This window comes from Nonlabens sp. MB-3u-79 (assembly GCF_002831625.1).
In the GTDB taxonomy this organism is placed as follows: Bacteria; Bacteroidota; Bacteroidia; order Flavobacteriales; family Flavobacteriaceae; genus Nonlabens.
The window spans coordinates 1,694,339-1,720,646 of record NZ_CP025116.1; the positions used below are offsets into that span (position 1 = coordinate 1,694,339).

Annotated in this window: 22 protein-coding genes; 6 read left to right on the forward strand and 16 right to left on the reverse strand. The window is 35.8% G+C overall.

Features of this window, described 5'->3' with window-relative positions; translation table 11 throughout:
- Positions 1 to 330: 330 nt before the first annotated feature.
- The 3 genes from CW736_RS07545 to rlmF are packed head-to-tail and all read right to left on the reverse strand — an operon-like array spanning position 331 to position 3,777.
- The gene (locus CW736_RS07545) at positions 331 to 1,584 is read right to left on the reverse strand and encodes a tetratricopeptide repeat protein (RefSeq protein ID WP_101013377.1); all 1,254 of its coding nucleotides are present in this window, start codon (positions 1,582 to 1,584) and stop codon (positions 331 to 333) included.
- Positions 1,584 to 2,924 (reverse strand): ATP-binding protein, encoded by a 1,341-nt coding sequence (locus tag CW736_RS07550; RefSeq protein WP_101013378.1) that lies wholly within the window; start codon positions 2,922 to 2,924, stop codon positions 1,584 to 1,586. Before CW736_RS07550 ends, CW736_RS07545 begins: the two co-directional genes overlap by 1 nt.
- Before the next feature lie 19 nt (positions 2,925 to 2,943).
- Positions 2,944 to 3,777: a 23S rRNA (adenine(1618)-N(6))-methyltransferase RlmF gene (rlmF, locus tag CW736_RS07555; protein ID WP_101013379.1), complete on the reverse strand. Its 834-nt coding sequence runs from the start codon at positions 3,775 to 3,777 to the stop codon at positions 2,944 to 2,946.
- A 555-nt stretch (positions 3,778 to 4,332) separates the two neighbouring features.
- Here rlmF and CW736_RS07560 point away from each other — a divergent pair.
- Positions 4,333 to 5,682 carry a DEAD/DEAH box helicase gene (locus tag CW736_RS07560; protein WP_101013380.1) on the forward strand — a complete coding sequence of 450 codons (1,350 nt, stop codon included), beginning with the start codon at positions 4,333 to 4,335 and terminating at the stop codon, positions 5,680 to 5,682.
- Positions 5,683 to 5,741: 59 nt separating this feature from the next.
- Here the strand turns inward: CW736_RS07560 and CW736_RS07565 are convergent, their stop codons facing one another.
- Complete coding sequence (locus CW736_RS07565; RefSeq protein ID WP_101013381.1) at positions 5,742 to 6,638, reverse strand: DUF6263 family protein; 897 nt, start codon at positions 6,636 to 6,638, stop codon at positions 5,742 to 5,744.
- Between the two features lie 335 nt (positions 6,639 to 6,973).
- Between CW736_RS07565 and CW736_RS07570 the strand changes: the two genes are divergently transcribed.
- From CW736_RS07570 to CW736_RS07585, 4 genes are all read left to right on the forward strand, one after another.
- The gene (locus CW736_RS07570; RefSeq protein ID WP_101013382.1) at positions 6,974 to 7,495 is read left to right on the forward strand and encodes an OmpH family outer membrane protein; all 522 of its coding nucleotides are present in this window, start codon (positions 6,974 to 6,976) and stop codon (positions 7,493 to 7,495) included.
- Positions 7,496 to 7,662: 167 nt separating this feature from the next.
- On the forward strand, positions 7,663 to 7,989 hold the full coding sequence (locus CW736_RS07575; protein ID WP_101013383.1) for a hypothetical protein: 327 nt from the start codon (positions 7,663 to 7,665) through the stop codon (positions 7,987 to 7,989).
- Between the two features lie 103 nt (positions 7,990 to 8,092).
- A complete protein-coding gene (locus CW736_RS07580; RefSeq protein WP_101013384.1) occupies positions 8,093 to 9,685 on the forward strand; it encodes a SulP family inorganic anion transporter in 1,593 nt (530 codons plus the stop codon).
- A 23-nt stretch (positions 9,686 to 9,708) separates the two neighbouring features.
- Complete coding sequence (locus CW736_RS07585; RefSeq protein WP_101013385.1) at positions 9,709 to 10,338, forward strand: carbonic anhydrase family protein; 630 nt, start codon at positions 9,709 to 9,711, stop codon at positions 10,336 to 10,338.
- Between the two features lie 116 nt (positions 10,339 to 10,454).
- Here CW736_RS07585 and CW736_RS07590 read toward each other — a convergent pair whose 3' ends face one another.
- The gene (locus CW736_RS07590; protein WP_101013386.1) at positions 10,455 to 10,721 is read right to left on the reverse strand and encodes a uroporphyrinogen decarboxylase; all 267 of its coding nucleotides are present in this window, start codon (positions 10,719 to 10,721) and stop codon (positions 10,455 to 10,457) included.
- Positions 10,722 to 10,951: 230 nt separating this feature from the next.
- On the opposite strand from CW736_RS07590, the gene CW736_RS07595 reads away from it, so the two are divergent.
- Positions 10,952 to 11,524, forward strand: coding sequence for a CopD family protein (locus tag CW736_RS07595; protein ID WP_232735312.1), 573 nt, complete (start codon positions 10,952 to 10,954; stop codon positions 11,522 to 11,524).
- Positions 11,525 to 11,700: 176 nt separating this feature from the next.
- Here CW736_RS07595 and CW736_RS07600 read toward each other — a convergent pair whose 3' ends face one another.
- From CW736_RS07600 to CW736_RS07650, 11 genes are all read right to left on the reverse strand, one after another.
- Entirely contained in the window at positions 11,701 to 12,438 is a 738-nt protein-coding gene (locus CW736_RS07600; protein ID WP_101013387.1) for a heavy-metal-associated domain-containing protein, read from the reverse strand.
- Complete coding sequence (locus CW736_RS07605) at positions 12,438 to 13,160, reverse strand: decarboxylase (RefSeq protein ID WP_101013388.1); 723 nt, start codon at positions 13,158 to 13,160, stop codon at positions 12,438 to 12,440. Before CW736_RS07605 ends, CW736_RS07600 begins: the two co-directional genes overlap by 1 nt.
- Before the next feature lie 530 nt (positions 13,161 to 13,690).
- Positions 13,691 to 14,509: a universal stress protein gene (locus CW736_RS07610; protein ID WP_101013389.1), complete on the reverse strand. Its 819-nt coding sequence runs from the start codon at positions 14,507 to 14,509 to the stop codon at positions 13,691 to 13,693.
- A gap of 387 nt (positions 14,510 to 14,896) precedes the next feature.
- Positions 14,897 to 15,286, reverse strand: coding sequence for a response regulator transcription factor (locus CW736_RS07615; RefSeq protein ID WP_101013390.1), 390 nt, complete (start codon positions 15,284 to 15,286; stop codon positions 14,897 to 14,899).
- A gap of 155 nt (positions 15,287 to 15,441) precedes the next feature.
- Entirely contained in the window at positions 15,442 to 16,716 is a 1,275-nt protein-coding gene (locus CW736_RS07620) for a YaiO family outer membrane beta-barrel protein (RefSeq protein WP_157810901.1), read from the reverse strand.
- 10 nt (positions 16,717 to 16,726) lie between these two features.
- Positions 16,727 to 18,049, reverse strand: a complete 1,323-nt coding sequence (locus CW736_RS07625; RefSeq protein WP_232735313.1) for a glycosyltransferase family 2 protein — start codon at positions 18,047 to 18,049, stop codon at positions 16,727 to 16,729.
- Positions 18,050 to 18,180: 131 nt separating this feature from the next.
- Complete coding sequence (locus tag CW736_RS07630; RefSeq protein ID WP_157810902.1) at positions 18,181 to 19,254, reverse strand: HEAT repeat domain-containing protein; 1,074 nt, start codon at positions 19,252 to 19,254, stop codon at positions 18,181 to 18,183.
- Between the two features lie 392 nt (positions 19,255 to 19,646).
- Complete coding sequence (locus CW736_RS07635) at positions 19,647 to 22,304, reverse strand: cation-translocating P-type ATPase (protein WP_101013394.1); 2,658 nt, start codon at positions 22,302 to 22,304, stop codon at positions 19,647 to 19,649.
- Between the two features lie 679 nt (positions 22,305 to 22,983).
- Entirely contained in the window at positions 22,984 to 24,615 is a 1,632-nt protein-coding gene (locus CW736_RS07640; RefSeq protein WP_101013395.1) for a tetratricopeptide repeat-containing sensor histidine kinase, read from the reverse strand.
- Positions 24,616 to 24,776: 161 nt separating this feature from the next.
- Positions 24,777 to 25,100: an SDR family NAD(P)-dependent oxidoreductase gene (locus CW736_RS07645; protein WP_101013396.1), complete on the reverse strand. Its 324-nt coding sequence runs from the start codon at positions 25,098 to 25,100 to the stop codon at positions 24,777 to 24,779.
- A gap of 318 nt (positions 25,101 to 25,418) precedes the next feature.
- Positions 25,419 to 25,715 carry an isoamylase early set domain-containing protein gene (locus CW736_RS07650; RefSeq protein ID WP_101013397.1) on the reverse strand — a complete coding sequence of 99 codons (297 nt, stop codon included), beginning with the start codon at positions 25,713 to 25,715 and terminating at the stop codon, positions 25,419 to 25,421.
- Positions 25,716 to 26,308: the final 593 nt, after the last annotated feature.

The following is a 26,308-nucleotide window of genomic DNA, read 5'->3' on the forward strand; positions in this document are numbered from 1 at the left end:
AAAATCCTTTTGGCAGCTTTTTTGGCTCAGCCCAGACCGTTGCTAAATTGTTTTCCATTTGAAATAAAGGGAAATGCTTTTCGGGAGGTCGGAATGCGATTAAAAAAATAATATAACTTTTGAATGAAAAATGGATACTTTATTTCCGAAAATTTAATTTCATCTAATCATCTAATCATCTAATCATCTAATCATCTAATCATCTAATCATCTAATCATCTAATCATCTAATCATCTAATCATCTAATCATCTAATCATCTAATCATCTAATCATCTAATCATCTAATCATCTAATCATCTAATCATCTAATCATCTAATCATCTAATCATCAAATATTACTTCTTTTAATACTCACGGCATTTGCAAACCATTGAAAAGCAAAGAAGCTGATCAAAAAGGCAGTCACAAAAACATTCATAACATCTTCTGTAGTAAAGCTAATGTAAAGCGCAATTCCTGCGATCAGGGTCATGATTCCAGCAGCGAGCGGCATCATTAATGCAGGTTTAGTTTCCATATAAAACATACTCCACGGAATCATTAAAATAAGTCCAGCTATAGCGAGCATTAAGAATCTAAAATCGTCTAAGAGCAGGTATCCTGTCACTCCTGATAAAGAGACGAGGATACAAACAGCCGTAAAAATAACAGCTTGTTTTTCTTTTGTACTCAAAAGGAACTTGGCATATGTATTAAAACTGAAAAGCAATTGAGACACAGGGCCGATAACCCACGTGCTCAGTGCAATTAAAGCCAAAAGAACTACTACAGGAGTTAGAAAAGGTTCTAATGCGGGAACTGTTTCTGCTGCATAGCTTATGGCTCGAGTTCCTAAATAAAATCCTATGATAAAAAACCACTGGTATTTGGCACCCATATTTCCCAGCCAAAATTGATATTTTAAGAACCATCTGTAAACAAAATATCGGGCTTGCAAGGCTTGCATCATCCCGGCTTGAGCATAAGAATTGTTAGGATCGTACCTCAAGGCTTCCTTAAAATGTTCTAGAGCTGCTTTGTGATCTCCTATTTCTAGTTTGTTCCAACCGTAATTGGTATGCGTATAAGAATCTTCTGGATTTTCTCCCAAGGCACCTTTTAAAGTTTCTTCTGAGGCTGCTCTTTTATTCTGTTTGAGTTGTGATGTACTTTTTACATTGAGTGCCAGCAGGTTAGCTGGATCTAGAGATAATGCTTTTTCAGCGAGTTGCTCTGCTTCTTTATACCGCTTTCGCGAAAGCGAAACATGAGCCAGCATCGCATAATTTTGAGGTTCTTGAGCATTGAGGCTTATAGCTTCTTTAAGTAATTCCTCAGCTTCATCATAACGTTCTACATCCAGCATAACTCGCGCTTTAGTAGCGTACAATTGTGCCATGGATGGAGAGAGTCCTATTGCGATATCAATAAAATGTTTTGCCTTTTTAGGGTCGTCTTGAGCAAGGTTGACCTCTGCAAGAAGATGCAAACAAGAAATGTCGTTGGGGTCTTGAGTCAGCGCTTGGTTAAGGATATCTTCTGACTGAGAATATCTTCTTTGTTGATAGAGCAAATAGGCCCTTTCGTATAAAGCTTCTGTCATTACTTTTTGATTTTTAAGTAATGAAGTATATCATCATACAGCCCAGATTCATTTGCATAGACAGCAAAGTTTTTTGCAGTGACAAACCATTCTTTAGTGCTGGGTTTGTGTTGTTTTAAGGATCTTAAAAGGTCTTTAGTCGTCAAGGGTTGAGGTATACCAGACTTGATGGCATCTTCCAGTTTATTTTCTATAGCGATATCGATTACGGCTTCTATATCAGCACCAGAGTATTCCAATGCTTTTTTTGCTAGCGCTTGCGTATCTATATCTTTAGTGGGTTTTTCTTCTAGCTTGAGATCAAAAATAGCTTCTCGTGCTGGAGCATCTGGTGGCGGTACAAAAAGGATGCGGTCAAATCTTCCAGGACGACGGAAGGCCGTATCCAGATGCCAGGGCATGTTAGTGGCTCCTAAAACTAATAAGCCTTCGTTATCGTTAGAAATACCGTCCAGCTCTTGTAAAAACTGATTGATCAGGTTTTTTCCAGCGCTTTGTTTCATATCACTACGGCTGGCGCCTAGCGCATCGATCTCGTCAATAAAAAGAACACAAGGGGTGTTGTTTCTCGCTACTTCAAAAATACGGTGTAGGTTTTTCTCTGAATTACCAATCCACATATCCAGAATATCGTTGAGGTTTAAGGATATAAATTTGGCATTAATTTGTCCAGCAGTTGCTTTTGCAATATAGGTTTTACCGCACCCTGGAGGTCCGTAAAGTAGAATTCCACCACCTATTTTCTTACCGTAGGCTTTATAAATTTCTGGATGGAGTAAGGGTTGCACAATTTTAAGGTCTATCTCTCGCTTGACATTTTCCATGCCTCCTACATCCTTAAAACTGATTTCTGGCTTTTCTATAAAAACACTGGATTCATCAAAACCGTCGTCATAATCATCATCGTAATCGTCGTCGTCGTCGTAATCTCCAGCGCCATTAGAAGGCATTCTCAATTCTTTATCCAGTTCATCATCACTAAATCCAGGATGGTATTTTAATAAATCTTGATAAGCATCTATAGCTTGTGCCTTGTCATTAGATCGCACTAAAGACCTCGTATAAAATAAATGCGTGTCCAGATCCTTATTTCCTTCTTGGATCAGGCTTTCTAAGATCACAATTGCCTTAGAATAGTTTTTCTGTTTATAAGAAATAAGCGCCAGTCCAATTCTTGCTTTAGGCTCTGCTTTGTATTGTAAAATAATCTCGTATTCTTCCTCGGCTTCCTCCAGCATGTTTGCCAGTCGCAGGGATTCTGCAAGATGCAATCTCAAAGGGATATTGTCTGGAGAAAACTCCAGTGCTTCTCGTAAATTTTGAATTGTCTTATCGTCCATTTCTCTTCTTCAATCTTTTCTAACTTTTAAACCTCCATGCTACAAATCTGGACTCTTTATTACCTGTGGCCATTTCTATAACTTTCACTTCTGCTTGAAGTTTTTCCAATTGCTTTATTGGTTTTTTTAGGTTTTGCTTACGCGAAAGCAAACAAGTAAACCATCCTACTTGGCCTTTATATGCAACCGATTCTTTAATCATGCGCTTGATGAAAAGGGCTTCTCCACCGTTACACCAAAGTTCATGTGCATGACCAGCAAAGTTGCGTCGCTCTTCATAAGTGCCTAGCTTTCTCTGTTTGGACATATTGGCTTTTACAGCTTCTTCTTCGCTTCCATAAAAAGGCGGGTTGCACATGGTGAAGTCATAGCTTTCGCCTTCCAGGATGACTCCTTTAAAGATATTGCCTTTATCGATCTGATGACGTATTTCTATCGGGTCAATTTTGGAGGTGTTTTTTTTCGCAAAAGCGACACTTTCATCCTCTACATCACAACCTACCATTTTCCAGTCGTAAATCGAATTTCCTAAAATAGGATAGATAGCGCTTGCGCCACAACCTATGTCCAAACCATTTTTACCACCTTTTCCAACAAGATCTGCCAAATGGTGTATATAATCTGCACGACCAGGAATAGGTGGGTAAAGAGATCCTTCTGGAAGTTTCCAGTATTTGATTTTATAATGGTGTTTTAATAAGGCGGTGTTGAATTCCAAAATAGAAGTCGCATCACTAAAATCAATAGTTGTAGCGCCAGAAGGGCTTTCAACAAGATGATTCCCTAATTCTGGATGCGTAGCTATTAGTTTTTGAAAGTCGTAACCGTACCTGTGTATGTTTCTTAAATGCATGCTGCAAAGATACTTTTTAGTGAGGTGTTTTCGGTGATTTTATAGTATTAATAGTTCCATTGCCCAGCTTTCAATACTAAGGGTTTTTCTATGCCTGCCAACTGAGCATTAGGAATGCCTATCAATGACTTATTTAACTTAGGTTTTGATTTTAAGTTGCTGTGAATGTAGGTTCTACGAATAATAAGCTTCCAGTTTTTATAAGGTATGAAAACCGACGATTTAATGTCCTTAAGGGGTGAAACTTGTCGACCATAAAAGAGCGACAATTTTTGACGGAATACATACATTTTCTGCGGTTATTCATTTCAGGTATCCTTCCAAATGATAAGCTTTCCACGATAAAGGTGCATGGTGTTTAAATCTAAATTTGATTTTTTAGATTTCAATGGAAGCTTTAGAGCAGACGTCAACAAGTAGGTTGTCGTTAATTAGATCTAGATATTTTGCGCAGCAAAAACGATTTGATGTCTTTTGCCTTTTGTCTGTCGTTATCAAATCTGTCGTCCTAATAATGATCATCATAAAAACGTATCTTTGCAAAAATGTTCAATTATGAAAACCTTTGTTGATCTAAACCTCAAAACACCCTTACAAAACGGGCTAGAGGAATTGGGTTTTGAGACCATGACACCTATTCAAGAGGAGGCTTTTCCAGTCATCCTTTCTGGACGTGATATGATAGGAATCGCGCAAACAGGAACTGGTAAAACTTTGGGATACATGTTGCCATTGCTACACGAGTTAAAATATGCTCAGATAAACGACCCTAGAGTTTTAGTTCTTGTTCCTACCAGAGAGCTGGTAGTGCAAGTGACAGAAAACATTAGAGAGTATTCTAAGTACATGAAATTGAATGTGTTGGGAATATACGGAGGTGTCAATATCAATACTCAAAAGAGAGCCTATGCAGAAGGTGTTGATGTGCTTGTAGCTACTCCAGGACGATTATATGACCTTATCGTGAGTCAGACGGTCAATTTTAAGAACTGTAAAAAGGTAGTGATTGATGAGGTAGACGTGATGCTGGATCTAGGTTTTAGATTTCAGCTGACTAATATTTTTGATCATTTGCCTAAGCGACGTCAGAACATCATGTTCTCAGCAACAATGACAGATCAAATAGAAGATTTTATAAAAGCTTACTTTTATAATCCAGATAAGATTTCCATTGCTGTTTCTGGTACGCGATTAGAAAATATAGAACAATCTTGCTATGCAGTAGAGAACTTCTACACCAAAGCAAATTTGCTCATGCACTTAGTAAGTGATCAAGAGCAGTTTCATAAAGTGCTGGTTTTTGTAGGAAACAAAAAAAGTGCCGATAGACTTCAAGAAGTCATGAGTCCACATTACGGCGGTGAGATTTCTGTCATTCACTCCAACAAGACACAAAATTATAGATTGCGATCCATTGAGCTTTTTGATACGGGTGAAAGCCGTATTCTAGTTTCTACAGATGTTATGGCTCGTGGTCTGGATCTGGATAAAATCTCTCATGTTATCAATCTAGATGTGCCAGCATTTCCAGAAAACTACATGCACCGTATAGGAAGAACGGGTCGTGCTGAAGAAATGGGTAGGTCTATTCTGTTTTATACAGAGAAAGAAAAGGATGATAAAGAAAGAATAGAGGAACTCATGAATTATAAGATTCCTGAACTAGATTTTCCTGAAGAAGTAGAGGTTTCCAAGCAAAAAACTCCTGAAGAGAAACCTGTAGTGCGCGAGATCTTTAATCCGCATAAAGCAATCGAAGACGAGCGAGGTGCTGCTTTTCACGATAGAAGTGAGAAAAACTCTAAGACTAATGAAGGCGGTAGTTACCGTCGTATAATAGCAGCAAAGTATAAAAAACCTAAAACTCGAGGTGATAAGGGAGCTAACAGGCGCCATAAGAAATAAGTATAAAAAAGCCGTTTAAGAAACTCTTCTTAAACGGCTTTTTTAAAGGTATGAAGTGCTTACTCAATAAGCGTTGTGGTGGTAGAGCTCATGGTTATTTTTACTTCTTGAGGAATCGTTTCAGATTTCTCAATCAATACTGTTCCTTCGAGACTTTGCTCAAAACTGGCCTTTTTGATCCAACCTGTTTTCTTATCAATAGTATAAGTAGCTTTTGATGGACCGTATAAGTCATACTTTGCTTTCATCCCCATTAAATCGGTAGTGGCGTTTTCTGGCGTTGTAACCATAGCAGAAGAGTTGATCATATACGACTCCTCGGTCACACCTTCTAAGTTATAGGTGGTGGTAGATTTAAAAGTAGCTATAGAGTTAACAGTAGTAACCTGTTCCCAAGAATCACCAATATGGATTTCTTTTGTCGGTAATATTTGAGTGATTTTACTGTAGCTATCTATTTGCTTTTCAGCACTCATTTCTTTTTTCATAGCCCCTTCAATCTGCAGCAATTGCATTTCTGGCAATTTCATACCCTCTGTTAATCCTGTAAGCTGTGCGCTATTGTCAAAACTTAATAGTTCTCCTTTAGTATTCATGGTGATTTTAATAGGGTCTTTGATCATATTTTTAAACATCTGATTCATGGGGTTAGAAGAAGCTCCATTAGAAGACATGGTTTCAGTTCCCATCACAGTTTTAGTGGTATTGGACATCTTTTTAACAATGATATCGATGGAATAAATACCATCCTTAATATCTGTTACAATATAATCAGACTCTGTAGAAATGATAGTGGTAATATCTTGAGGCTGGCCGTTGACAACTTGCTTTTGCTCACTAGTAACCACTAGATTTTGTGGATAAATTCCATCTTTTTCTAGATTGTAAACAATATCGTATTGAGCTGTGGCGATTATGCTACAACATAAAGCGATAAAAAATAAAGTCTTTTTCATATTAGTTGGTTTAAAGTATGAATATAATATCATAAAGTGATTTACGGGAAACTTTAACGATTTTCTAACGATAGGCAGACGGTTTAAGATAGAGCTGTTTCTCTTGAAATCATCACAAAGGTCTTTAGGGGGTAATTTATAATCCCTGGGGATTGCCTTAATAGTTATATCAATAAGTAGGATTCCGCTTTCGCGAAAGCGAGATAAAAAGCATTTATAACACTAATTAACACTAAACGGGGCAAAAGTGGTCCAATAGTTGAAAAGTGGAGGTGTGTTAAGCCCGAAAATCTAAATGGACTTAACTATATTGCACACCTTAATTTAAAGAGAAAATGAAAAAATTACTTTTAGTATTATTCCTTGCAGCAGGAACAGCAATGGCACAAACGGGTTATGTAGCTTCTGAAGCTCTTTTACAATCCATGCCAGAATTTCAAACAGCTCAACAGGAAATAAGCAAACTAGCAGCTTCATTAAAAGCTGATGATCAGAAGGCAGAGAACAATGTAAAAGAAAAGATTGCACTTCTTCAAGCTAAGGTTCAAGAATTAAATAAGACTTCGACAGATGAAGTAGCTTTTAATGAAGAATATGAAATCTACAAGTCTCAGGCTACTGCATTACAGAATGAATTGATGAACAGCAAAAAACTGGCTGAGTTAAAACTGGGGGAAAAGCAAAATAAATTGTTGACTCCTCTTTCTCAGAAACTCAACGAGGCTATTAAAAAAGTCGCTCTTGCTAAAGGATACAAGATCATATTAGATATTAGCGCTGTAACTTATGCGACAGAAGAAACTAATATCAGCAAGGCTGTAGCTTTAGAATTAGGTATTCCGATTCCTACAGAATAAGGCTTACACCTATAGTTTTACCTATTCAAAAAGATCACTTCTAACGGAGTGATCTTTTTTTGTGGAGCTTATTGAAATTAAAGTTTATATAAAAAAGTTCTTCATCTATAAGATTCATTTATGGTAATCATTATATTTGTTTATATATACCATAAGCGGCAATTCAATTGAAAAACTTTCTAGTAAATCATAACTTAATAGGGAACATAATTGTTTTGTTTGTTGCTGCTTTATTTTTAGGCCAGCCTGTTGTTGAAGTTTGTTTAAATATGGAATATGAGGTATCTATTTTGGAGGCTGAAATTGATGCATCTTCTGATCTAGAAGAATACACAGATACCGAACTAGAAAATGAAAAAACCATTACAGAGTTATTCTTTTTTGAATCCAAAAATGGCGCTTTTGTTCAAGTTCATTTGCTTCATTTCACTCCCCATCTATGGTCTGATTGCTCTCAGGAGATATTGATTCCGCCTCCTGAATTAGTTTCTTAAAAGCAACTCGAGACCAAATTCAAATTTTATTCATCAAAGTATTGATTTGCACGTCAAATCGATTCTTACTGCTCCCGTAGTTTACGGGACAACATTCTAATTTATGCATTCTTCAAATCCGTTTAAAAATTTTAAAAAAGACATACCAGCCAGTATTGTTGTTTTTTTTGTCGCCTTACCCTTGTGTTTAGGTATCGCATTAGCTAGTGGCGCACCACCATTTGCAGGACTTATTTCTGGGATAATAGGTGGTATAGTAGTGGGAGCTTTAAGTGGTTCTCAATTAGGAGTAAGTGGTCCAGCTGCTGGCCTCGCTGCCATAGTAGCTACTGCTATCACCGATTTAGGTAGTTTTGAAATCTTTTTAGTGGCTGTGGTGGTAGGTGGCGCGATTCAAGTAGTTTTCGGCCTCTTAAAGTTGGGGATTATAGGGTATTATTTTCCTTCTTCGGTTATCAAAGGGATGCTCACCGGTATAGGTATTATTATCTTTTTAAAGCAAATCCCGCACTTTTTTGGATTGGACAATGATCCAGAAGGGGATATGGATTATTTTCAGGTAGATGGAGAAACGACCTTTAGTGAGATTTTAAGCATAGGAGAATACATCAGTCCAGGAGCTACGTTGATAGGTGTTATCGCACTGGCTATTTTACTTTTATGGAGCAATGTTCTCAGTGGTAAATCTAAAATATTTGAAGTTATTCAAGGTCCATTAGTAGCGGTTGCGGTAGGAATTATCTATTATGTTTTTACCAGTGATTTATCCTATTGGAATATTTCTAATGAACATTTAGTAAACGTTCCTATTCCAGAGAACTTTGATTCTTTTGTAGGTCAATTTAGATTTCCTGATTTTAGTCATATAGGTAATGTAGATGTTCTTATCACTGCATTTACGATTGCTTTAGTGGCATCTTTAGAAACACTGTTATCTGTTGAGGCTACAGATAAATTAGACCCTTTAAAAAGAGTTTCACCTACCAATAAAGAGCTGATAGCACAAGGAACCGGTAATATGGTTTCTGGTTTTATAGGTGGTTTGCCTATTACTCAGGTAATTGTGAGGAGTAGTGCAAATATTCAGTCTGGTGGAAAGACAAAGATGAGTACTATTTTACATGGTTTTTTATTATTGGGGTCTGTCATTATCATTCCAGCGTTAATGAATAAAATACCGTTGTCGGTGCTTGCAGCCATTTTACTTATAGTGGGTTATAAGCTGGCAAAACCTAGTGTTTTTAAAGAAATGTGGACAGCAGGTTGGCGACAGTTTACTCCTTTTGTTGTCACGGTTTTATTGTTGCAAATTAACTTTTTACTAGGGGTAGGGGTAGGTCTAGCTATAGGAATTGTGATCACACTTTTTCAAAGTTATCAAAACTCTCATTTCCTTCATGCCACTGAAAGTGATGAAACAGGGGAGCACAAAGTTATAATGATCCTTGCAGAAGAAGTCACCTTTTTCAATAAGGCCACTATTCTTAAAGAATTAGATAGCTTGCCAAGGAATACTTACCTTGAGCTGGATGTTACTAATACCAATTATTTAGATTACGATGTGATTGAGATACTAGATGATTTTAGAGAAAAAGCAAGGAATAGAGAAATCAATATCTTGTTAATTTCTGAACTAGGAATGGAAGAGAACCCAGAGAGTTTTTCAGAATTCTTCAAATTGAGATCTAAAAAGTAAAGTTAAATTTTAAAGGAAATTAAATGAAAGTACATACTAAAGAATCACAAGCAACCATGACACCTGAAAAGGCGTTGCAGTTTTTAACTGAAGGCAACCAGCGGTTTCAAAATAACTTAAAAGCAAACCGTAATTTATTACAACAAATAAACGATACCCGTGATGGTCAGTTTCCTTTTGCAACCATTCTTAGTTGCATAGATTCTCGTGTATCAGCAGAGTTGGTTTTTGATCAAGGTCTAGGAGATATCTTTAGCGTTCGTATTGCTGGTAATTTTGTAAATGAAGATATTTTAGGAAGTATGGAGTTTGGGTGTAAGCTTGCAGGCACCCGGCTTGTAGTGGTTTTAGGGCATACCAGTTGTGGTGCTATAAAAGGAGCTTGTGATCATGCGAGGTTAGGAAATCTTACCAAGCTTATTCAGAAGATTGAACCTGCGGTATACGCAGTGAACGAACCTAAAGAAGAAGCCTTACGCAATTCTAAAAATTTAGATTTTGTCGATGCTGTTTCTGCAAAAAACGTAGAGCTTACTATCGATAGAATACGCAAAGAAAGTCCAGTTTTAATGGAGCTAGAAGAGGATGGAGATATTAAAATAGTAGGGGCAATGTACAATATTGCTACTGGGGCTGTTGATTTTTATAGTTAAAAGCAGCTGTATTTTGAGTTACAACAACAAAGCCCTCCATTTAATGGAGGGCTTTGTTGTTTAGTTTTAATCACAAATACTGGTGTTTTTTAAACTTGGAGACGTTGTTTTATAACCTACTTTAATTGTTCCTCTTTTACGGGGTTGTGCTTCTCTTCTTTTTTTAAAAACAAGTAATACCCATTTACTATTAAAATGCCTGCATTGGTCACAATGATAGGCAGATTAGGTGTGATAAATAGAAACCCGTAGAGTAGAAATAATCCACAACCAATGGAATTTACCATGCGCAGGGTAATGATGTTTTTCATAAAGAAAGAAAACAGTACGACTGCGCTTGCCGCATAACCTACTAGATCTAATGTTTCTGTACCTAATTCCATAACTTATAGTTGAGTATGCAATAGTACCGTTTATTAGTCAGATGGTGAGTAAGGGAGCTATTGGTAATCTTACTTAGTTCCAACAGGCTTCTTCTTATATTGATAAAATAAAGAAAGTTTCTACCGTATTCACAGACTATTTAATGGCTGTATTCAGGTTTTTTAATAAAGAAAATCAGGTGTATCATCTTGTTATTTAATGCCTAAATTTGTGGATTCACACAATGCTTATGCTTTACGTTACCGCGTTTATGGAAATTGACTTTTATCCTTATGTAAAATCCTTACACCTCATTTTTGTTGTTACTTGGTTTGCGGGACTGTTTTATATCCCTAGATTATTTGTGTATCAGATCGAGGCACATGCAAAGCCAGAGCCTGAAAAAAGCATCTTACTTCAACAATTGAAGATCATGACGAGTAGGTTGTGGTATATCATTACGTGGCCCAGTGCTGTTCTTACCACAGTTTTTGCTGTCTGGTTGCTTATTTTAAATCCGTACTGGTTACAAGCTGCTTGGATGCAGGTTAAATTAGGCTTTGTGGTGCTACTCATTATCTATCATATTAAAACTCATTTTATACAAAAGGAATTACAAAAGGATGTTGTTAAATGGACCTCTAACGCTATGCGCATCTATAATGAAGGTGCGACCCTTATTTTGTTTGCAGTAGTTTTTTTAGTAATTGTTAAGAGTGCGATCAATTGGATTTACGGTCTGGTGGGGCTTTTAGTTTTTGTTGTAATCTTGATGCTCCTTTTTAAGCTTTACAAAAGGCTTAGAGAAAGAAATAAGGAGTAACACCAATTTATCTTTCAAATGCCTCATAAAATTAGTTTATTTTTTAATATGTCATTTAAAAAACAAATTGGTGTAAATAGTCCGTAATGATTTCGCTTTCGCGAAAGCGAGACCTCCTATAAATTCCTGTTTAGAAAGAAAATAGAAAGTGGTACAATGAGTCGTAAAATAGGTCTCTAGAACTCCTGAAATAACATAAAGATGGCCATGATCATCATGATGGCATTCTCAATAAAAGTTGCCTCTGTCATGGGTAATTTAAGAGCTGTCCCCAAACAGGCGCATGAAATAGATTTTTTATCTAGTAGTGTTTTAGTTACGCCAATTGTAGTGATGCCTAATAGGATCAAGGTAGCAATGAGTGCTATGTCTATTTCAAATCGCATCAAAAACATCAGTCCAAGTGCCGTTTCTAGGAAAGGATACACCCATCCATAAACTGAAGTCATCTTAGCTAATGGATCATACATGGCAAAACTTGTTGAAAAACCTTTTATATCCAGCATTTTAAAAAAGCTAAAAACGATAAAGAACAAGCCCATAAAGTCCAGCATGGCTTCGTCCCAGTTTTCTCTTTGATAGTTGAGCATTACTGTTGCAACTGTCAAGTAACTTAATATAAGCAAAAGGGGCAGTAGTTGTTTCCATTTGGACTTCTCCATTTTTATAGTCGAGCTGGAACCCAAACTGGAATCAACCACCTCTGGTTTTGTCATTGCTGTTATTACGTACTTTTTAGGCAGCGCTTCTTGAAAGGTTTTAATGCTTATGTGGTATGCCATAAGGATAACAGCTTGCTCATTTTCTAAAGTCACCATGGCTTCTTTAACCCCAGGAATAGCGTTGAGTCTTTTCTCCACATCGCTGCGGCAACCATTACAGGTCATTCCAGATATTTGATAGGTATGTTTCATTAGTTCTTAGGTAGATAAAGTTCCATATCTACACCTATAAGCTGATCTATATGACCGGCGATGGGACGTTCTTTATCTGTTTTAAAATGCATGTGCAAGAATGTGGTATGGTGCGTATAAATCGCTTGATGCTTTTCAGAATAGAAGCCTATAATCTCGACATTTTTCTTTTTTAAAATGCCATTTGATCCAGTTTCTTGGTGCTTTTTATGATTGTGCACTTGGTCCCCTTCTGGCCAGTTGATCACGTGCCAGTCTAAAGATATCGCATTTCCTTTTAATAAAAACGGAAATGCTTGGTCTACATCTAATCCATTTTTGAGTGCGGCTTCTTTGATTTGTTTTTCCAGTGCAGCGTTATTAGAAAAGGGTTTCAGTGCCACCCCATCGTTCCATTCTGGAATTTGGGCATAGACTAACAATGCCGCTTTGTGATTAAAACTTGAATCTATTTCCACCTTATTATTTGTAGTCGATTTACTTACATAAGATACCCCGTCAAACACCTGAATCTCGCCTTTGAGATCTTCTAAAGCACCTAGAGCATAAAGATGAGGCAATAGTTGTAATGAATCTAGAGACATCGTTGCTTCTAAATTTCCTGACATCATGTTTTTTAAGGCACCTTGATGTTTTACAGTGTTGTCTTTAGTTGGTTGATCAGCACAATTTATAATACTTGTTGCTATAATAAGCAGTAGTAAAAACTTTAGTTTATTCATTTTTTGTTGGTTTAAATGGTATTGGACCAATTCAGTATGGAGCTAATCCGTCAAAGAAATTATTTGAGGTTGCACAAAGGTATCATTAAGTTTTATTTCAGTTGCTATAGCGTGACCATTACAAGAATAGACTTGTTCTCAAAATTAGTAAATCACACTTCATGGACGGTTGTAAAAGTCACAATAAGCACATGGATCTATTTATCAGAATATAGAAAGGGGCAGCCCTTTTCTACTTTTTCAAAAACCAAATGAATAGAAAACCTAATGTACAAAAATGGCGATGGTTTTTAAAACCAGCCTAGTAAATGTTACATAAATGTCTTGCTGTGATTGTTGTAAATTGAATTAGAATAAAAAACCCTTAAAATCATTTGATTAAAAGGGTTTTATTATAGGATATAAAAAGCGTCTGGATTCCTTTTTAAGGTGATGCTTTCAATTTTATCTGGATGAACTAAAGAGGTTTCTTCCCTTTGTTTTAGCCAGTTGTTATAAGCTGCTATAAATGAGTGATGAAAGGCTGTTTTTTAGATTTTAAAACTCATCACCGGTAGTAAGGAGTGGTTAGCTAGATCTTCAGAGATGCTTCCTCTAAAGAAGTGTGAAAGTCCTTTTCTAGCGTGTGTGCTTACCGCTATACAATCGGCATGAGTCTCCTCTGCATATTGTAACAAACCGTCTTCAACCGTATAGCCAGAAATAAATTCCACCTGATCGGTACCACCAGCAGCGGCAAATTGGGTTGTCATTTCTTTAAATTCTTTGGAGCTGATAAAGTCAGTATGAGGTCTATTGACATACACAACATGTAACTTACTTCCTAGCGTAGAAAATACACCAACAGCTTTTTTATACGCTGCCACGCTTTCATCTGCTAGGTCTGTTGCAAAAACCACATTATTAAGGCTAAAGTTTTCTGGCCTTGATTTTACAGTTAGTACTGGAGTACTGCTGTTTCTAACCATTTTTTCAGCATTGGATCCAGTAAAAATACCTTCGTGCGCCATCAGTCCATGTGAGCCCATAATAATAAGGTCTGCATTTACATCTTGGGCTAATTCATCTACTTCTTTATATACCTTATGATGTTTTATCATGGCATTTACTTGAACTCCCTCCAAGTAATCTTTATCAAGAAAAGGTTTAAATTTCTTTTGAGAAAGAGCTAGTAGAAACATCATTTCATTTTTATTGTCACTATCAGAGTTAGTAATCAGCGAGTCCGATAATTCGAGCATGTGCAGCACATGTAGGGTTGCGTTGTGCTTTTTAGCAAGCAAGGCACCTATCTCTAAAGCATATTCAGAATATTTTGAAAAGTCTACTGGTATGATAATGTTGTTCATGAGGTATAGTTTGGTATAAATTTAATTCATTCTACAACCAATCTCTTCTAAACAGCATTGATATTAGTCATAGGTTGTTTTAACTCTTTTTTATAAAAGGAATCTGTATACAGAAACGAATAGCATGGAGTACTTATTTAGACAGGACAATTTCTATTTCAAAACTGTTTAAAAGGCTTGTGTCTGGTAAATTATAAACCCGTAAATATCTTCCATAAATTAGGGACAAGGATTCTTTAAGATTACTTTTTTGGGTTTAACCCCAACAAAAGCTAAGTAGAGAGGGCTTAAACTATACTAACAGCTATTAGAGATTGCTGCTTAACTTTCAAGACAGAATAAAAAGATCAAATAGTGACTTGTCTTTTTAGAAAGTGGCATATGGGACTAGACGATATTCGTCTTTTTGTAGATCAATAATCTACTCACTCTTAATAATAATTCATTTGGATTAAAGGGCTTGGCAATAAAATCATCTGCTCCAAGATTAAAAGCCTTAGTAACCGTTCCTTCTTCTTCCCCCAATCCAGATATGACAATAATAGGTATATGAGGAAAATTATTTTTACAATAACTGGTTACTTCTAAGCCTGATTTAAGGGGTAATATCACGTCTGTTATTAGCAGGTCTGGTTGTATCTCGTTTATAAGTTCTATAGCATCCATTCCATCTACGGCATTATAAACTACGTAGCCTTCTTTCTTAAGAATGAAATTATAGATTTTTAAGGTGAGTAGATTATCTTCTACTACAAGGATTTTGATTGTCTGAATCATAACTTAGTTAACTTTAGGGCAGATATAACGATATGCGGCACCATTTAACGATTCTGTATTCATGTAAATATATAGAATAAACCAACTTTTATAGCTTATTAATGTTGAAAATACATATTTAATCGATTAAAATCTGTTTTTTATAAAAATAGATCTTAGAGTCTGTAATGAATCATTAAAAAAGTCTCGTATTCATTTTGCCATTTATTTTTACTGTATTCTTGGTAATTATAAACTCCTTGAACTCCTATAAGGAAATGTTTTCCAAATTGTCTGTAATAGCCTAATCCTACTCTGTAGGAATCGAGTTCGATACGTTGATTCAGATCTCCTAAAAGTATTCGTTCATCTGGCGAGGTACCATATCCAAGAATTGAATTGATATAATCAAAGCGTGTATGGTAGTAATACCTAGACGTTAACGTAAATGCCGGGTATATATTTTTCTTCTGTTGTTGAAAAAAAGATCTAAAATGCATCCAGTAGGATCCAAAATACTTTCCAACTCCTAATGTTGCAGCAGGAATATCATTTTGTACCACATACGTGTATCTCATTCCTAAGTCCATTTCCCAACCCATAGGTAAGGCTTGGAAGTAAGTTGCACCAAGTCTCCATTTTGGAAAAACCAAATCTTCAGAGTAACCAATAGAAACATTTGCATAACTCTTATCTCCAGTAAAGAAGTAAGATTGACCTTCCAACTGAACTCCATCTATCAAAAAGGAGTCATTGGAACGTCTTTGGGTATAGTTCACACGACCTAAAAAGGATCCCCATGGGCGCTCGCCAATGTATTGGATGGTCCCCAGGTGCCATGGACCGACACCGGAGCGATCAAAATTGGTAAGTCTGTATTGAACGCCTATCCTATTGCTGTTAAATCTAGAGTTTAACCAAAACAGGCGCTGAGTTAGGCTAGCGTTTTTTGGATACATCAGTGTAAGCTCTTCTAAATATTCACGCTCTTTATTAACATCCTCTTTTAACTGATAGACATGTAGCTTCTTCAATGGGAAAGTTTGATTTTTTGGATGAATAGTTATGGCATCATTTATAAGAATTTCTGCCGGTTCATAATTTTCTGTTTTTAATTCAAGATTGATTAAATATAAAAAGGCTTCTTCATAAGCGGTGTTTTTAGCTAAGACCTTTTTGAAGTAAAGTCTTGCGCTATCTTGTTGACTAGTAATTTGGTGAATACGACCTATTAATAATTGGAAGTCTAGATAATCAGGACTTATTTTCTTTCCCAGGTGGGCTTGTTTAAAAGCCAACTCATATTTTTTTTCTTTTAAGGATTCATAAGCTTTGATGAGCAAGCTATCCGTATTTATTTGTTGTGCAGGAGATAATTGAAACCCTAAAAAGCACACGCAAATGAAGGCTACTGTATTTATCGAAAAAGGAATACTACCGCTAATCTTCATAGAACTGATTTTATTTTTCAATAAGCTTAAAGCCTTTTCTAACCATGACTCCCCATATTGCTTCTTTCTTTATAAAAAATCGCCAATATCCTTTTAACGCAGCAACAACTAATATGGGGTGATAAAAAAATGGTTCAATTAAGGCCATTCCAATTAACTTTAGAATCTCACTGATATTTGCGTAGCTTTTGTATAACAATTCATCCAGTAAAATTGAAATAATCGTAATGTTAATATAAAACAAATAAACGAAAAGAAGGGGCCACATCAAAAAATCAGAATAGATGAAGTCGCCATAAAAATAAGATAAAGTCAATGATGAAATGATCAGGAACAAACCAAAAGTTTCAATAATAGGTGTCAAAAACTCAAATAAGAAAAAATAGGGGAGCGCAAACCAACCCGTGTTGCCGTACTTAGGATGGAAGAACATATTTTTATGAACCAGAAGTGTTTGTATCAATCCTCTTGCCCATCGCACGCGCTGTCGCATTAAAATACTTAGATTAGGAGGTACTTCTGTCCAACACAAAGACTCCGGTATGTAGGTGATTTTAAATTTTATTTCTTCATCATACATCACTTTTCGCATTCTAATAATCAAGTCCATGTCTTCTGCAAACGAATTATGAGTATATCCTCCAGCTTTAATAGCCACTTCTTTGTCAAACATACCTAATCCTCCTGAAACTAATATTAAGGCGTTTACCTGACTCCATGCCATTCTGCCAAACAGAAAGGAACGCACATATTCTAGTTCCTGAAACATGGGATACCATTTTGTTGGAAAATGAACCTGTACTAAAAAACCTTCGTCAAATGTGCAAGAGTTAGAACTTCTTATAGCTGCTCCTGATGCGATCACCTTAGTTTTACTTTCAATAAAAGGTTTGATAAGTTTTACTATGGTGTTGGGGTTTAAAATAGAGTCTACATCTGTACATACAAAAAACGGGTATTGTGAAGAGTTGATCCCAGCATTGGAGCCATCAGCTTTTGATTTTCGATTTTCTTTATCGACCACCAAAAGTTTAGAGTATATTGTTTTTTTTGATTTATAATGACCCCTTACTGGAGCGGTCTTAATATGTTCTTGATAATAAAACGGAACCTTGACTAAGTCGAACTCCTCAATTAATTTTTCTAAAGTATCGTCAGTACTGCCGTCATTAATGATGATCACTTCATATTTGGGGTAGGAAAGAGATATCAAGCTTTTAACGTTATAAACAATAGTAGTACTTTCGTTAAAGGCAGGAGCTACTATGGATACACCAAGCGCTTGATTGGATTTTAATAGAACATCTTCATTAATGTAGTGTTTCGTCAACACATACTTCCGGATGGCATAATAGGAAAGAAAAGCAAAAACTAAATAAAATATTACGTAAAGGGAAGCATAGACAACCATGAACCAATTATTATACGAGTCCTGAAAATTTACTAAGAAATCATATAAGGCTCTCATAGATAGGTAGTATTTAAATGTAATTTCATCTTATCGATTTCTATATCAAGCATAAAGTTGGTGTTGTAATAGGAAGGGTCAATTGCCTTTAGGCATTTTAACAACTCCATCTTTACACCCTTACCTAAGCTTTTTAAGGTTAGATTTTTTATAATAAAACTAAGGGTAGATTCACCACCAATAACAGTTAGTGATTTTAATATTTCTATTTTTAATAATTGATCTTCCCTATAAAATTGTTTTAGTAAAAGTTCTTCAGCATCAGTAAAAAATAGTTCTCTAACGGCATGGATAGCCTCTTCTCTTATTCTGTAATGTCGATGGTTGATCAAGTGTAAAATTGTTGCTTCTGCCCCTGTATAGTTATAAAAGACCATCACTTTTAAACCAAGAATAATAACAGATTCATTTGTGCTTTCCAAATACTTGTCAATGTTGTTTGGCATAGGTTCTTTTTTCATATAAATAACATCAAGTACCTTATACTCATTTACTCTAGATAAGAAAAATGGATAGTCTATTAAAATATCAAAAGGCTTTGTAGTTAGATAGAGGTATGCCACAAAAGCATTGGAACGCAGGACTTTATTTTTAGATGTTAGAAGAGGTCTTATGTATTTTAAACTATCGACAAAATGGAACGACTGAAAATGATACATCCCGTTGCATTTGGTATGCCAAAACCAACTTTTAAGCAGCTGAGCACTGTATTTATGTAGCTCAAAGGCTATATAAATATCACGTATTTGATAGATGAGGTTGCCTTTTAAAGTAAGGCTTAAATCAATTAGCGAGGAAAGCACCAACTTACGGAACCATTTTTTACGATATGGAAACGCTGATTTAAATTTTGTGACTTCTGCTTGTAAAACTTCTCCTTGATATCCAGAAAAGGTCAATTCAGTAAGAGCGTCAGATATTTTAGGAAGGAATCTTTTCTTTTGAAAAGAAATATATGCAAATCTCAGCCGGTAATAGATCAAGCTTATGGTAAGAGCGATCAATAAAACAACAAAAACTGGTAATATCCAATTTATAAGAAACGCCTCAAAAAAATTTTTATCCATCATTTGAAGGTGATATTTATTTACCTATTCCATTATTTGAGGTAGATCTAATTTTCCTTGGTTTATGTTTTGGTTGGTGAACAGTTGTTTAATAGGTTTTTCATAAATTTACGTTAAATAAACGAGAATTATTCTCATTTAAGGGCTTTATCTGCTTTTATTAGAGTAAACACCTATTAATCAGGGTAACTACATGAAAGTGTCGCCTATTAGAATTATGCAAGTAGGATATTTTAGAAATTAGAAGTAATCTTGTGGTTCATTTAATTGAAGCATTCCAGATTTTATAGAAATATTTTTCTCGAACCAGTTCTTTTTTAGCCGTTGGCACATAGTCTTTATTTGGTGTTTCTAAAGCCGACCTTTCAACAGTTACTTTCCTTCTCTTTTTCAGTTTAATCAATGATTTTAACGACTCTTTTTAATAACTGTATCAATAGAACAGGGGAGAAACTTGTCCCTATTATGATCAACCAAACAGTTGGATCAATCATTCTAAGACCAAGTATTTCATTTAATGGGGCTAGGTTGTAAAAAACAGCTATAATGATGATACAAAGCAGCAATGCGTACCACACAAAAGCATTGCAGGTAATCTCATTTTTTATAAATGATATTTTATTTGAAGATAAATTGAACACATGCCACAATTGTGCTAATGCGAGACTAAAGAAGGTAATGTTATTACAAACTTCTGGCTCGTATTGGAGGTAAGAACTACAATACCAGCTTACTATCATAATAGGCAATGCCATTAAGAGGGCATAAACGATGATACTGATCCAATCCTTTTTGACAACAATGGCTTCTGCTGGATTACGTGGACCATTTTTCATGGTTAACTCATTGCCTTTTCCCATTCCCAATGCCAATGCCGGAAAAATATCGGTTACTAAGTTGAGAAACAGAATCTGCATAGGAAGAATGGAGAAGGAGAAATTGAACAAGCCATAGCCAAAAACGATAAAAATTTCGGACAAATTACAGGAGAGCAAATACACTAAAAACCTTTTAATATTTTGAAAGATGGCCCTGCCTTGCTCAATGGCCGAGACAATAGAAATAAAAGAATCGTCTTTCAGTACCATCTCAGCTGTTTCTTTTGCTACCTGTGTACCTCTCAACCCCATTGCAATTCCGATATCTGCTTTTTTTAGCGCCGGAGCATCATTTATACCGTCACCAGTCATGGCGACAATATCCCCTTTTTTTTGGTAAAGGCTCACCATATCTAACTTCTGTTTGGGGTCTACTCTTGCAAATATAGTGGCGGCAAATAATAACTTTTCGGGTGGATTGCTTTCCAATTCCTTGCCAGTAATAACGATATTTTCTTTATCAGATAATTTTATCTTTTCAGCGATATGAAGAGCAGTGGCGGGATGGTCGCCCGTAATCATTATTACTCTTATGCCTGCTTCTCTGCAAGATTGTAACGCACCTATCACATCCATTCTTGGAGGATCTAAAAACCCGATAAAACCGGAAAAAGTTAAATCTTGTAAGAACTTATCAGTTGAGATACCAGTAGCTTCCTTAAAAGCAAAAGCAAGTACTCGGGTGCCTTGTGCTTGTATTTCTTCTGCTTTCTGTAAAAATAGTTCCTTCTCCTTTTTCGTTAATATTTCTATGGTATCTCCCTTACTGTAAGTAGTGCACTTTTCTATGAGTACTTCCACCGCTCCCTTAGCGGCTACAAAGTTGGTACTGCCGTTTTTATGTAAGGTTCCCATCACTTTAGTTTCAGAGCTAAATGCTTCCTCTGATATACGGGGATATTGTTGATTAATTTTATCAGAATCGATATGGTTATCAGCTACAAATTGCAACAACGCAATTTCTATAGGGTCACCTAGTTCTTTTTCATTAGTTCCTTTTTCACGGATCACCGCATTGTTACACAGGGTGGAGATCAGCAGCAGTTGGTCCATAATCACTCTATTGTTTTCAGTGCTTATTTTATTTTTCTCCACAGCGATGTACTCATCAAAAATGTATATGTTGCTGACTTCAATTTTATTTTCAGTTAGGGTTCCCGTTTTATCCGTAAAAATGGTATTGATCCCTCCGAGGGTCTCCACTGCTGCTAGCCTTTTTATCAACACATTTTTTTTAGCCATACGCAGCATTCCATAGGTTAATGCAATGGTAGCTACTATAGGCAATCCTTCGGGAATTGCTGCCACAGCTAGTGCTAATGCTGTTTCAACAATAAGGTAGATGTCTTTACCTTGTAGAGCCCCTGTAGCAATAAAAATTAACGCCAACGCACTTGTAATCCAAATCAGCTTTTTTGTAAGACCCTGTAGCTTTTTTTCGAGAGGGGTACTACTTTGCTCTGCAGCTTCTACCAGAGACGTAATTTTACCCAATTCTGTGTGCATCCCTGTACCCGTTACTAGAACCTTAGCATTGCCATTTACAATGGCGGTGCCCTTAAAAACCATGTTGGACTGTTCGGCTAGAGGAGTATTTTTTATAAGTGATTCCAGCCTTTTGGTTACGGGCAAAGATTCGCCGGTCAGCGCTGATTCGTCTGCTTCGAGTTGATGAAGTTCAAATAAGCGACCATCAGCAGGTACCATATCTCCGGCTTCTAAGAGCACTATATCGCCGGGTACTATCCTTTCGGAGGGGACTTCGACTACCCAGTGATCTCTTATTACTTTGGAAACACTAACATCCATCTGTTTTAATGCACTCATGGATCTGCGTGCCTGTAATTCCATCAAAAAACCTAGGGCTGCTGTAATAAATAGTACGGCAATAATTGAAAATCCCTCCAACCAATGTTGAAAAGAAAAGGAAAGGGTAGCAGCTACTACTAGTAATAAAACGATGGGGCTTTTGAATTGAGCAAGAAGAATTAAAAAGATGCTTTGTTGTTTTTGTGCTTTATAGCTATTCCAACCATAGTCTTTAATTCCTTTTTGTACCTGTTGCTCTGTTAGTCCACTCTGTTGATTTGCCTGAAGAAGTTGAGCAATTTTTTCTATATCCTCAGCGTGAGGAAATTTAATGGGATAGGAGTTATTTTCATTTTCGTTTTTCATTTTTAGTTTCTCCTGATCTGGGTGATGGTATTGGACTAAAAGCTTTTTCGCAAATACGTGCAGCTAAATGAGTTGCACAAGCACTAAAGTAGCACATACACACAATAATTTAATGCATATACACCTGTTTTTACAATTCCTATTCATTTATGATGCCTTAACGACCATACTATATATCGTAGTGATGGATCAAATTACAGCTAGAGGTACACTTCATCATCGCAGTTTTTTCTAGTCCATCTGTTCACTAATTTTGCTACAACTTATGTTTTAGAACAGCGCTATATGTACTTAAATCAACATTAAAAACATCCCTTAATAAACCCTTGTGTCTTTCTATTTTGGAAACCTAAGGGTGTTTTTTGTAGCGTCGGAGCGAGAGCACTCTAACTTTTTAGTTGTGGGTATGGAGCTAGTTTTTGCTAATTCAGATAGTAGTTTGTGTCGCATCACCTCTATTGATATATAAGTTAGCGTCAGTACTCTGTTTGCTGTGCTCTGTTGGATCGTTCTTTTTGGATGGAGTACGATAGGAGGATTTACAGGACGCTGCTACAGGAGAAGTACTTCATTTAGAATTTTAAGAACTGAGGGATGTTGAAATTATAGAACAAAATACGACACAAGCTTTTTTGATACCGCATTAATTATCTCATATCAACACTTTTTTAAGCACCTTTTAAATCCTAATTATTGCTTTAAAACCATTTCCTATTTCGGATTCAAAAGTAATGCTGCCGTTAATAGAATGCACGCGGTTCTCCATATTTTGAAGGCCATTTCCTTTTATAAGTTGGGCTCCTACACCATTATCTTTATAGTTGATGCTAATGGAATTTCCAGTGGAGCTAAAGTTGATGAACACAAAACTAGCCTCGCTGTGTTTTCTCATGTTGGTTAAGAGTTCTTGTAACACTCTATAAATAGCAGGTTTTTGAATATCCTTCAAGTTTTTCCAATCCATGAGTTGAAGTCCTTTTGTGATGACAGTTACATTTTCATTTTTATAACTCAATAAAAGATCACTAAGCAGCTCTGTATACGGAATATGGAGATCTATAGAACTGTTTTGTTTTGAAATATCTCTGGTTCTCTTATAGATGTTTTCTAGATGGTCTAATAATTCTATATTGCTATTGGAACCTGTCTGTAGTTGAGTCATTACATGATAAACATCATTTGCAACCTCGTCATGAATCTTTCTAGAGATGCGCGTTTCTGTATTATAGACTTCCTGTAGTTTTTCTTTTTTGTGTTGATAGGATAAAATAAAATAAATAGATAGGGATGCCAAAGCAATAAATAACAAGAGGTAAAGCAGTCGCTCATTGTCGAGTTGACTATTTTTAAGGTCTTTTTCTTTTTTATCGTATTGATAAACGTAATAATTAAAGTTATTGCGTTGCTCCTCTTCCATGTTGTTGAGACTGTCATTTAGCCTGATGTAGGATAAAGCGTATTCAGTTTCTCCAGTTTCTACTTTTAATCGTAGAGCGCTTTGTAAATGCTCAGGAAATTTGGTTATACGGGCTGTTTCAAGAAACTTATCAGAATATTTTTTCATATTTAAGCTGTCTTTGGCATCTTTATAAAAACGAGTCAAGTGGTTGTAACTGGATATCATTCCATTGGGGTATTGATCTTTTAATCTTAAGTCTAATGCCTCTAACATGCCTTTTTCTGCGTTGGGTATGTGGAGTTGAGATTCAATAAAACTCAAATTACTCAATGTTCTTGCAATCTCTACCGTATTAGCACTTTCTAAGGCTTTGTTATAGGCGGCTTTATAAAAAGATAAAGCGGTTTCTAGTTCGTTTTTGAATTCGTAGACGTATCCCTTGTTATTCAATAGGACCGCTCTATCAGCAGGTAAGCTGGCTGTGGTTAAGGCTTCATCATAAAGAGCTAATGATTGTGAATAATCCTTCCTTTCCCTATAAATTTTGGCCAACTCACCAATGGAAGTGGTGTAACAAATCTCAGTCCAGGCGGTTTTATTTTCAAGCTCAGCTAAGAGATCTATGCATTCTAGATGTAAGAGCTCACTTTCAGAGGTATAGCCCAATCGCATTTGTATACGTGCCAGATTTTGAATAGCATAAATGTACCTAGTTCTATCTTCTTTTTTTTTAGAATTATCTATCTTAAGCTGTGTAAAGAATTGATAAGCTTTAGCCAGGTCATTAGATTTTAACGGGTTGCTAATTTTGTTGGAGTAATAAGATAAACTATCGGTTTCTTGAGCATTTGATGTAGAGCTCAAAAAAGATAAAAGACAAAAAAAGAGGAATGAAGTTAAGGTTGCTTTCATGTCTCTAAAATACTACCTAAATTTAAAATGTAGGATTAATCTTTATAATTATCTACAGGAGGTGGCGGTGGAGGAGGTGTTTCAACCGTTCCTTCATTTTTAGCAATTATAATTTATTTGATTTTTCGGTATTATTTTTTAGCATATAAAAATGGGTACGTTTATTCAAAAGGGTTTGTTGTCCATACCGTTAGCTCGGGAATAAAGCCTTTGTTGCGCATTTCTACAATCGATATAATAGTATGTGCAATATCTTCTGGTCCTAGCTTGTTAAATTGTTCTTTATGGTCTTCACGATTTTCTCGTGATCGATACCTAAATGCAGTTGTAACTTCACTTGGGTTTACTAAAGTTACGCGACTATTATATTTTCGTAATTCAGCCTGCCAAGATTGCGTCATTGCTCTAACTGCAAACTTTGATACAGCAAAAACTGAACCTTGTGCAAAACCTTTTTGGCTAGCGCTTCCTCCACTATTTATAATAGTGCCAGTGCTTACTTCCTAAAATTAGAGTCTGATGATTTTTCTCAAACTATAAAGCTTATCAAAAAGTAAGTTTTCTAACGCTTTAAAAAGCCGCTTGATCTCAGAAGGTAAAGCGGTTTTTTGACGACTCATTTTCCATCTTAGAATTTAAACACTAGACAGTTACTAGTAGTGTTTTATGGGTTAGTATTCTTCTCGCTTTCGCGAAAGCGGTACCCACACAAAACCTATAACCTATAAGAGGTATCATATCCTATTCTAAAAATTATATAGGATGCAGAGGAGGTGTCTTGAAAGACTAGAGGGGTTTATTTTTTATAGCCTTATCACGCTATTTTCACCTCCAGCATAGTCATTCCATGCATAAGAATCTGCTTCTTCTTCATTTAAATAAGCACCATCCACGAGGTATTTAAATTCATAAGAATTAGAAGTTTCTAAGTCAACGGTTGTTTTAAAGCTTCCATTTTTTAATTTTTTAAGAGGAGTTGCTTGATCATTCCAGTTGTTAAAACTTCCTACAACAGCAACATTTGTTGCCTCTTCAACAGGTAGCATAAATGTTACCTTACAGACCGGTTTGCTTTTTAAAAATTGTTTCTTGAGGGCCATAATTGATTTTTTTTAAATTCTGAAATAAAAATAAAGAAAAATAAATAAAAACAACTATTTGAAAAACAGAATGTTAGGATAAATGTAAATATTTATTAGATTGATAGTCAGTAGGTTTAAATTTTAATTATTTCTAAAGAAGCCTGATGATAAATTAGCATTTTCTTAAAAAACAAGATAAAAATTTAACATTCAATTTTAGTTGCTTTTCAACTAAATCGTGTGCGTAAAAAGGTAAAAAGCCATAAAAAAGTTCAAAAATGTCAGATTGGAGCCTTTTTTACTGTGGATGGATGGGATTAGTTGCATCCTTTATTTAAAAACAACTCCCTTACGGATTACCGTACATCAACAACCCCTTTCTTATCGTATTATTAACCTGAAAAATGGAAAGCCAATTTACAGACTGCTTTTTTGAGATGTAGTGTTGAAAAACTAGCAGCATCTGAGATAAGCGTTTTAGAGCATAAGCATTATTAACGGTGATGTATATGGCTCTTAGCGTGTAAATTACTTTTCGGATGAAACACAAGCCGAATTTTTAAATTTTATTATCACTTTTTTTTCTCAATAAGCCAAATTAAAAAATTTGG

What these genes read in the sequence shown, in the direction of transcription:
- CW736_RS07635 (WP_101013394.1), bottom strand. Translation starts at nt 22,304, where the DNA reads ATGAAAAACGAAAATGAAAATAACTCCTATCCCATTAAATTTCCTCAC.
- CW736_RS07595 (WP_232735312.1), top strand. Translation starts at nt 10,952, where the DNA reads ATGCTTTACGTTACCGCGTTTATGGAAATTGACTTTTATCCTTATGTA.
- CW736_RS07590 (WP_101013386.1), bottom strand. Translation starts at nt 10,721, where the DNA reads ATGGAATTAGGTACAGAAACATTAGATCTAGTAGGTTATGCGGCAAGC.
- CW736_RS07580 (WP_101013384.1), top strand. Translation starts at nt 8,093, where the DNA reads ATGCATTCTTCAAATCCGTTTAAAAATTTTAAAAAAGACATACCAGCC.
- CW736_RS07560 (WP_101013380.1), top strand. Translation starts at nt 4,333, where the DNA reads ATGAAAACCTTTGTTGATCTAAACCTCAAAACACCCTTACAAAACGGG.
- CW736_RS07620 (WP_157810901.1), bottom strand. Translation starts at nt 16,716, where the DNA reads ATGAAGATTAGCGGTAGTATTCCTTTTTCGATAAATACAGTAGCCTTC.
- CW736_RS07615 (WP_101013390.1), bottom strand. Translation starts at nt 15,286, where the DNA reads ATGATTCAGACAATCAAAATCCTTGTAGTAGAAGATAATCTACTCACC.
- rlmF (WP_101013379.1), bottom strand. Translation starts at nt 3,777, where the DNA reads ATGCATTTAAGAAACATACACAGGTACGGTTACGACTTTCAAAAACTA.
- CW736_RS07570 (WP_101013382.1), top strand. Translation starts at nt 6,974, where the DNA reads ATGAAAAAATTACTTTTAGTATTATTCCTTGCAGCAGGAACAGCAATG.
- CW736_RS07630 (WP_157810902.1), bottom strand. Translation starts at nt 19,254, where the DNA reads ATGATGGATAAAAATTTTTTTGAGGCGTTTCTTATAAATTGGATATTA.
- CW736_RS07545 (WP_101013377.1), bottom strand. Translation starts at nt 1,584, where the DNA reads ATGACAGAAGCTTTATACGAAAGGGCCTATTTGCTCTATCAACAAAGA.
- CW736_RS07585 (WP_101013385.1), top strand. Translation starts at nt 9,709, where the DNA reads ATGAAAGTACATACTAAAGAATCACAAGCAACCATGACACCTGAAAAG.
- CW736_RS07565 (WP_101013381.1), bottom strand. Translation starts at nt 6,638, where the DNA reads ATGAAAAAGACTTTATTTTTTATCGCTTTATGTTGTAGCATAATCGCC.
- CW736_RS07550 (WP_101013378.1), bottom strand. Translation starts at nt 2,924, where the DNA reads ATGGACGATAAGACAATTCAAAATTTACGAGAAGCACTGGAGTTTTCT.
- CW736_RS07640 (WP_101013395.1), bottom strand. Translation starts at nt 24,615, where the DNA reads ATGAAAGCAACCTTAACTTCATTCCTCTTTTTTTGTCTTTTATCTTTT.
- CW736_RS07610 (WP_101013389.1), bottom strand. Translation starts at nt 14,509, where the DNA reads ATGAACAACATTATCATACCAGTAGACTTTTCAAAATATTCTGAATAT.
- CW736_RS07600 (WP_101013387.1), bottom strand. Translation starts at nt 12,438, where the DNA reads ATGAAACATACCTATCAAATATCTGGAATGACCTGTAATGGTTGCCGC.
- CW736_RS07605 (WP_101013388.1), bottom strand. Translation starts at nt 13,160, where the DNA reads ATGAATAAACTAAAGTTTTTACTACTGCTTATTATAGCAACAAGTATT.
- CW736_RS07650 (WP_101013397.1), bottom strand. Translation starts at nt 25,715, where the DNA reads ATGGCCCTCAAGAAACAATTTTTAAAAAGCAAACCGGTCTGTAAGGTA.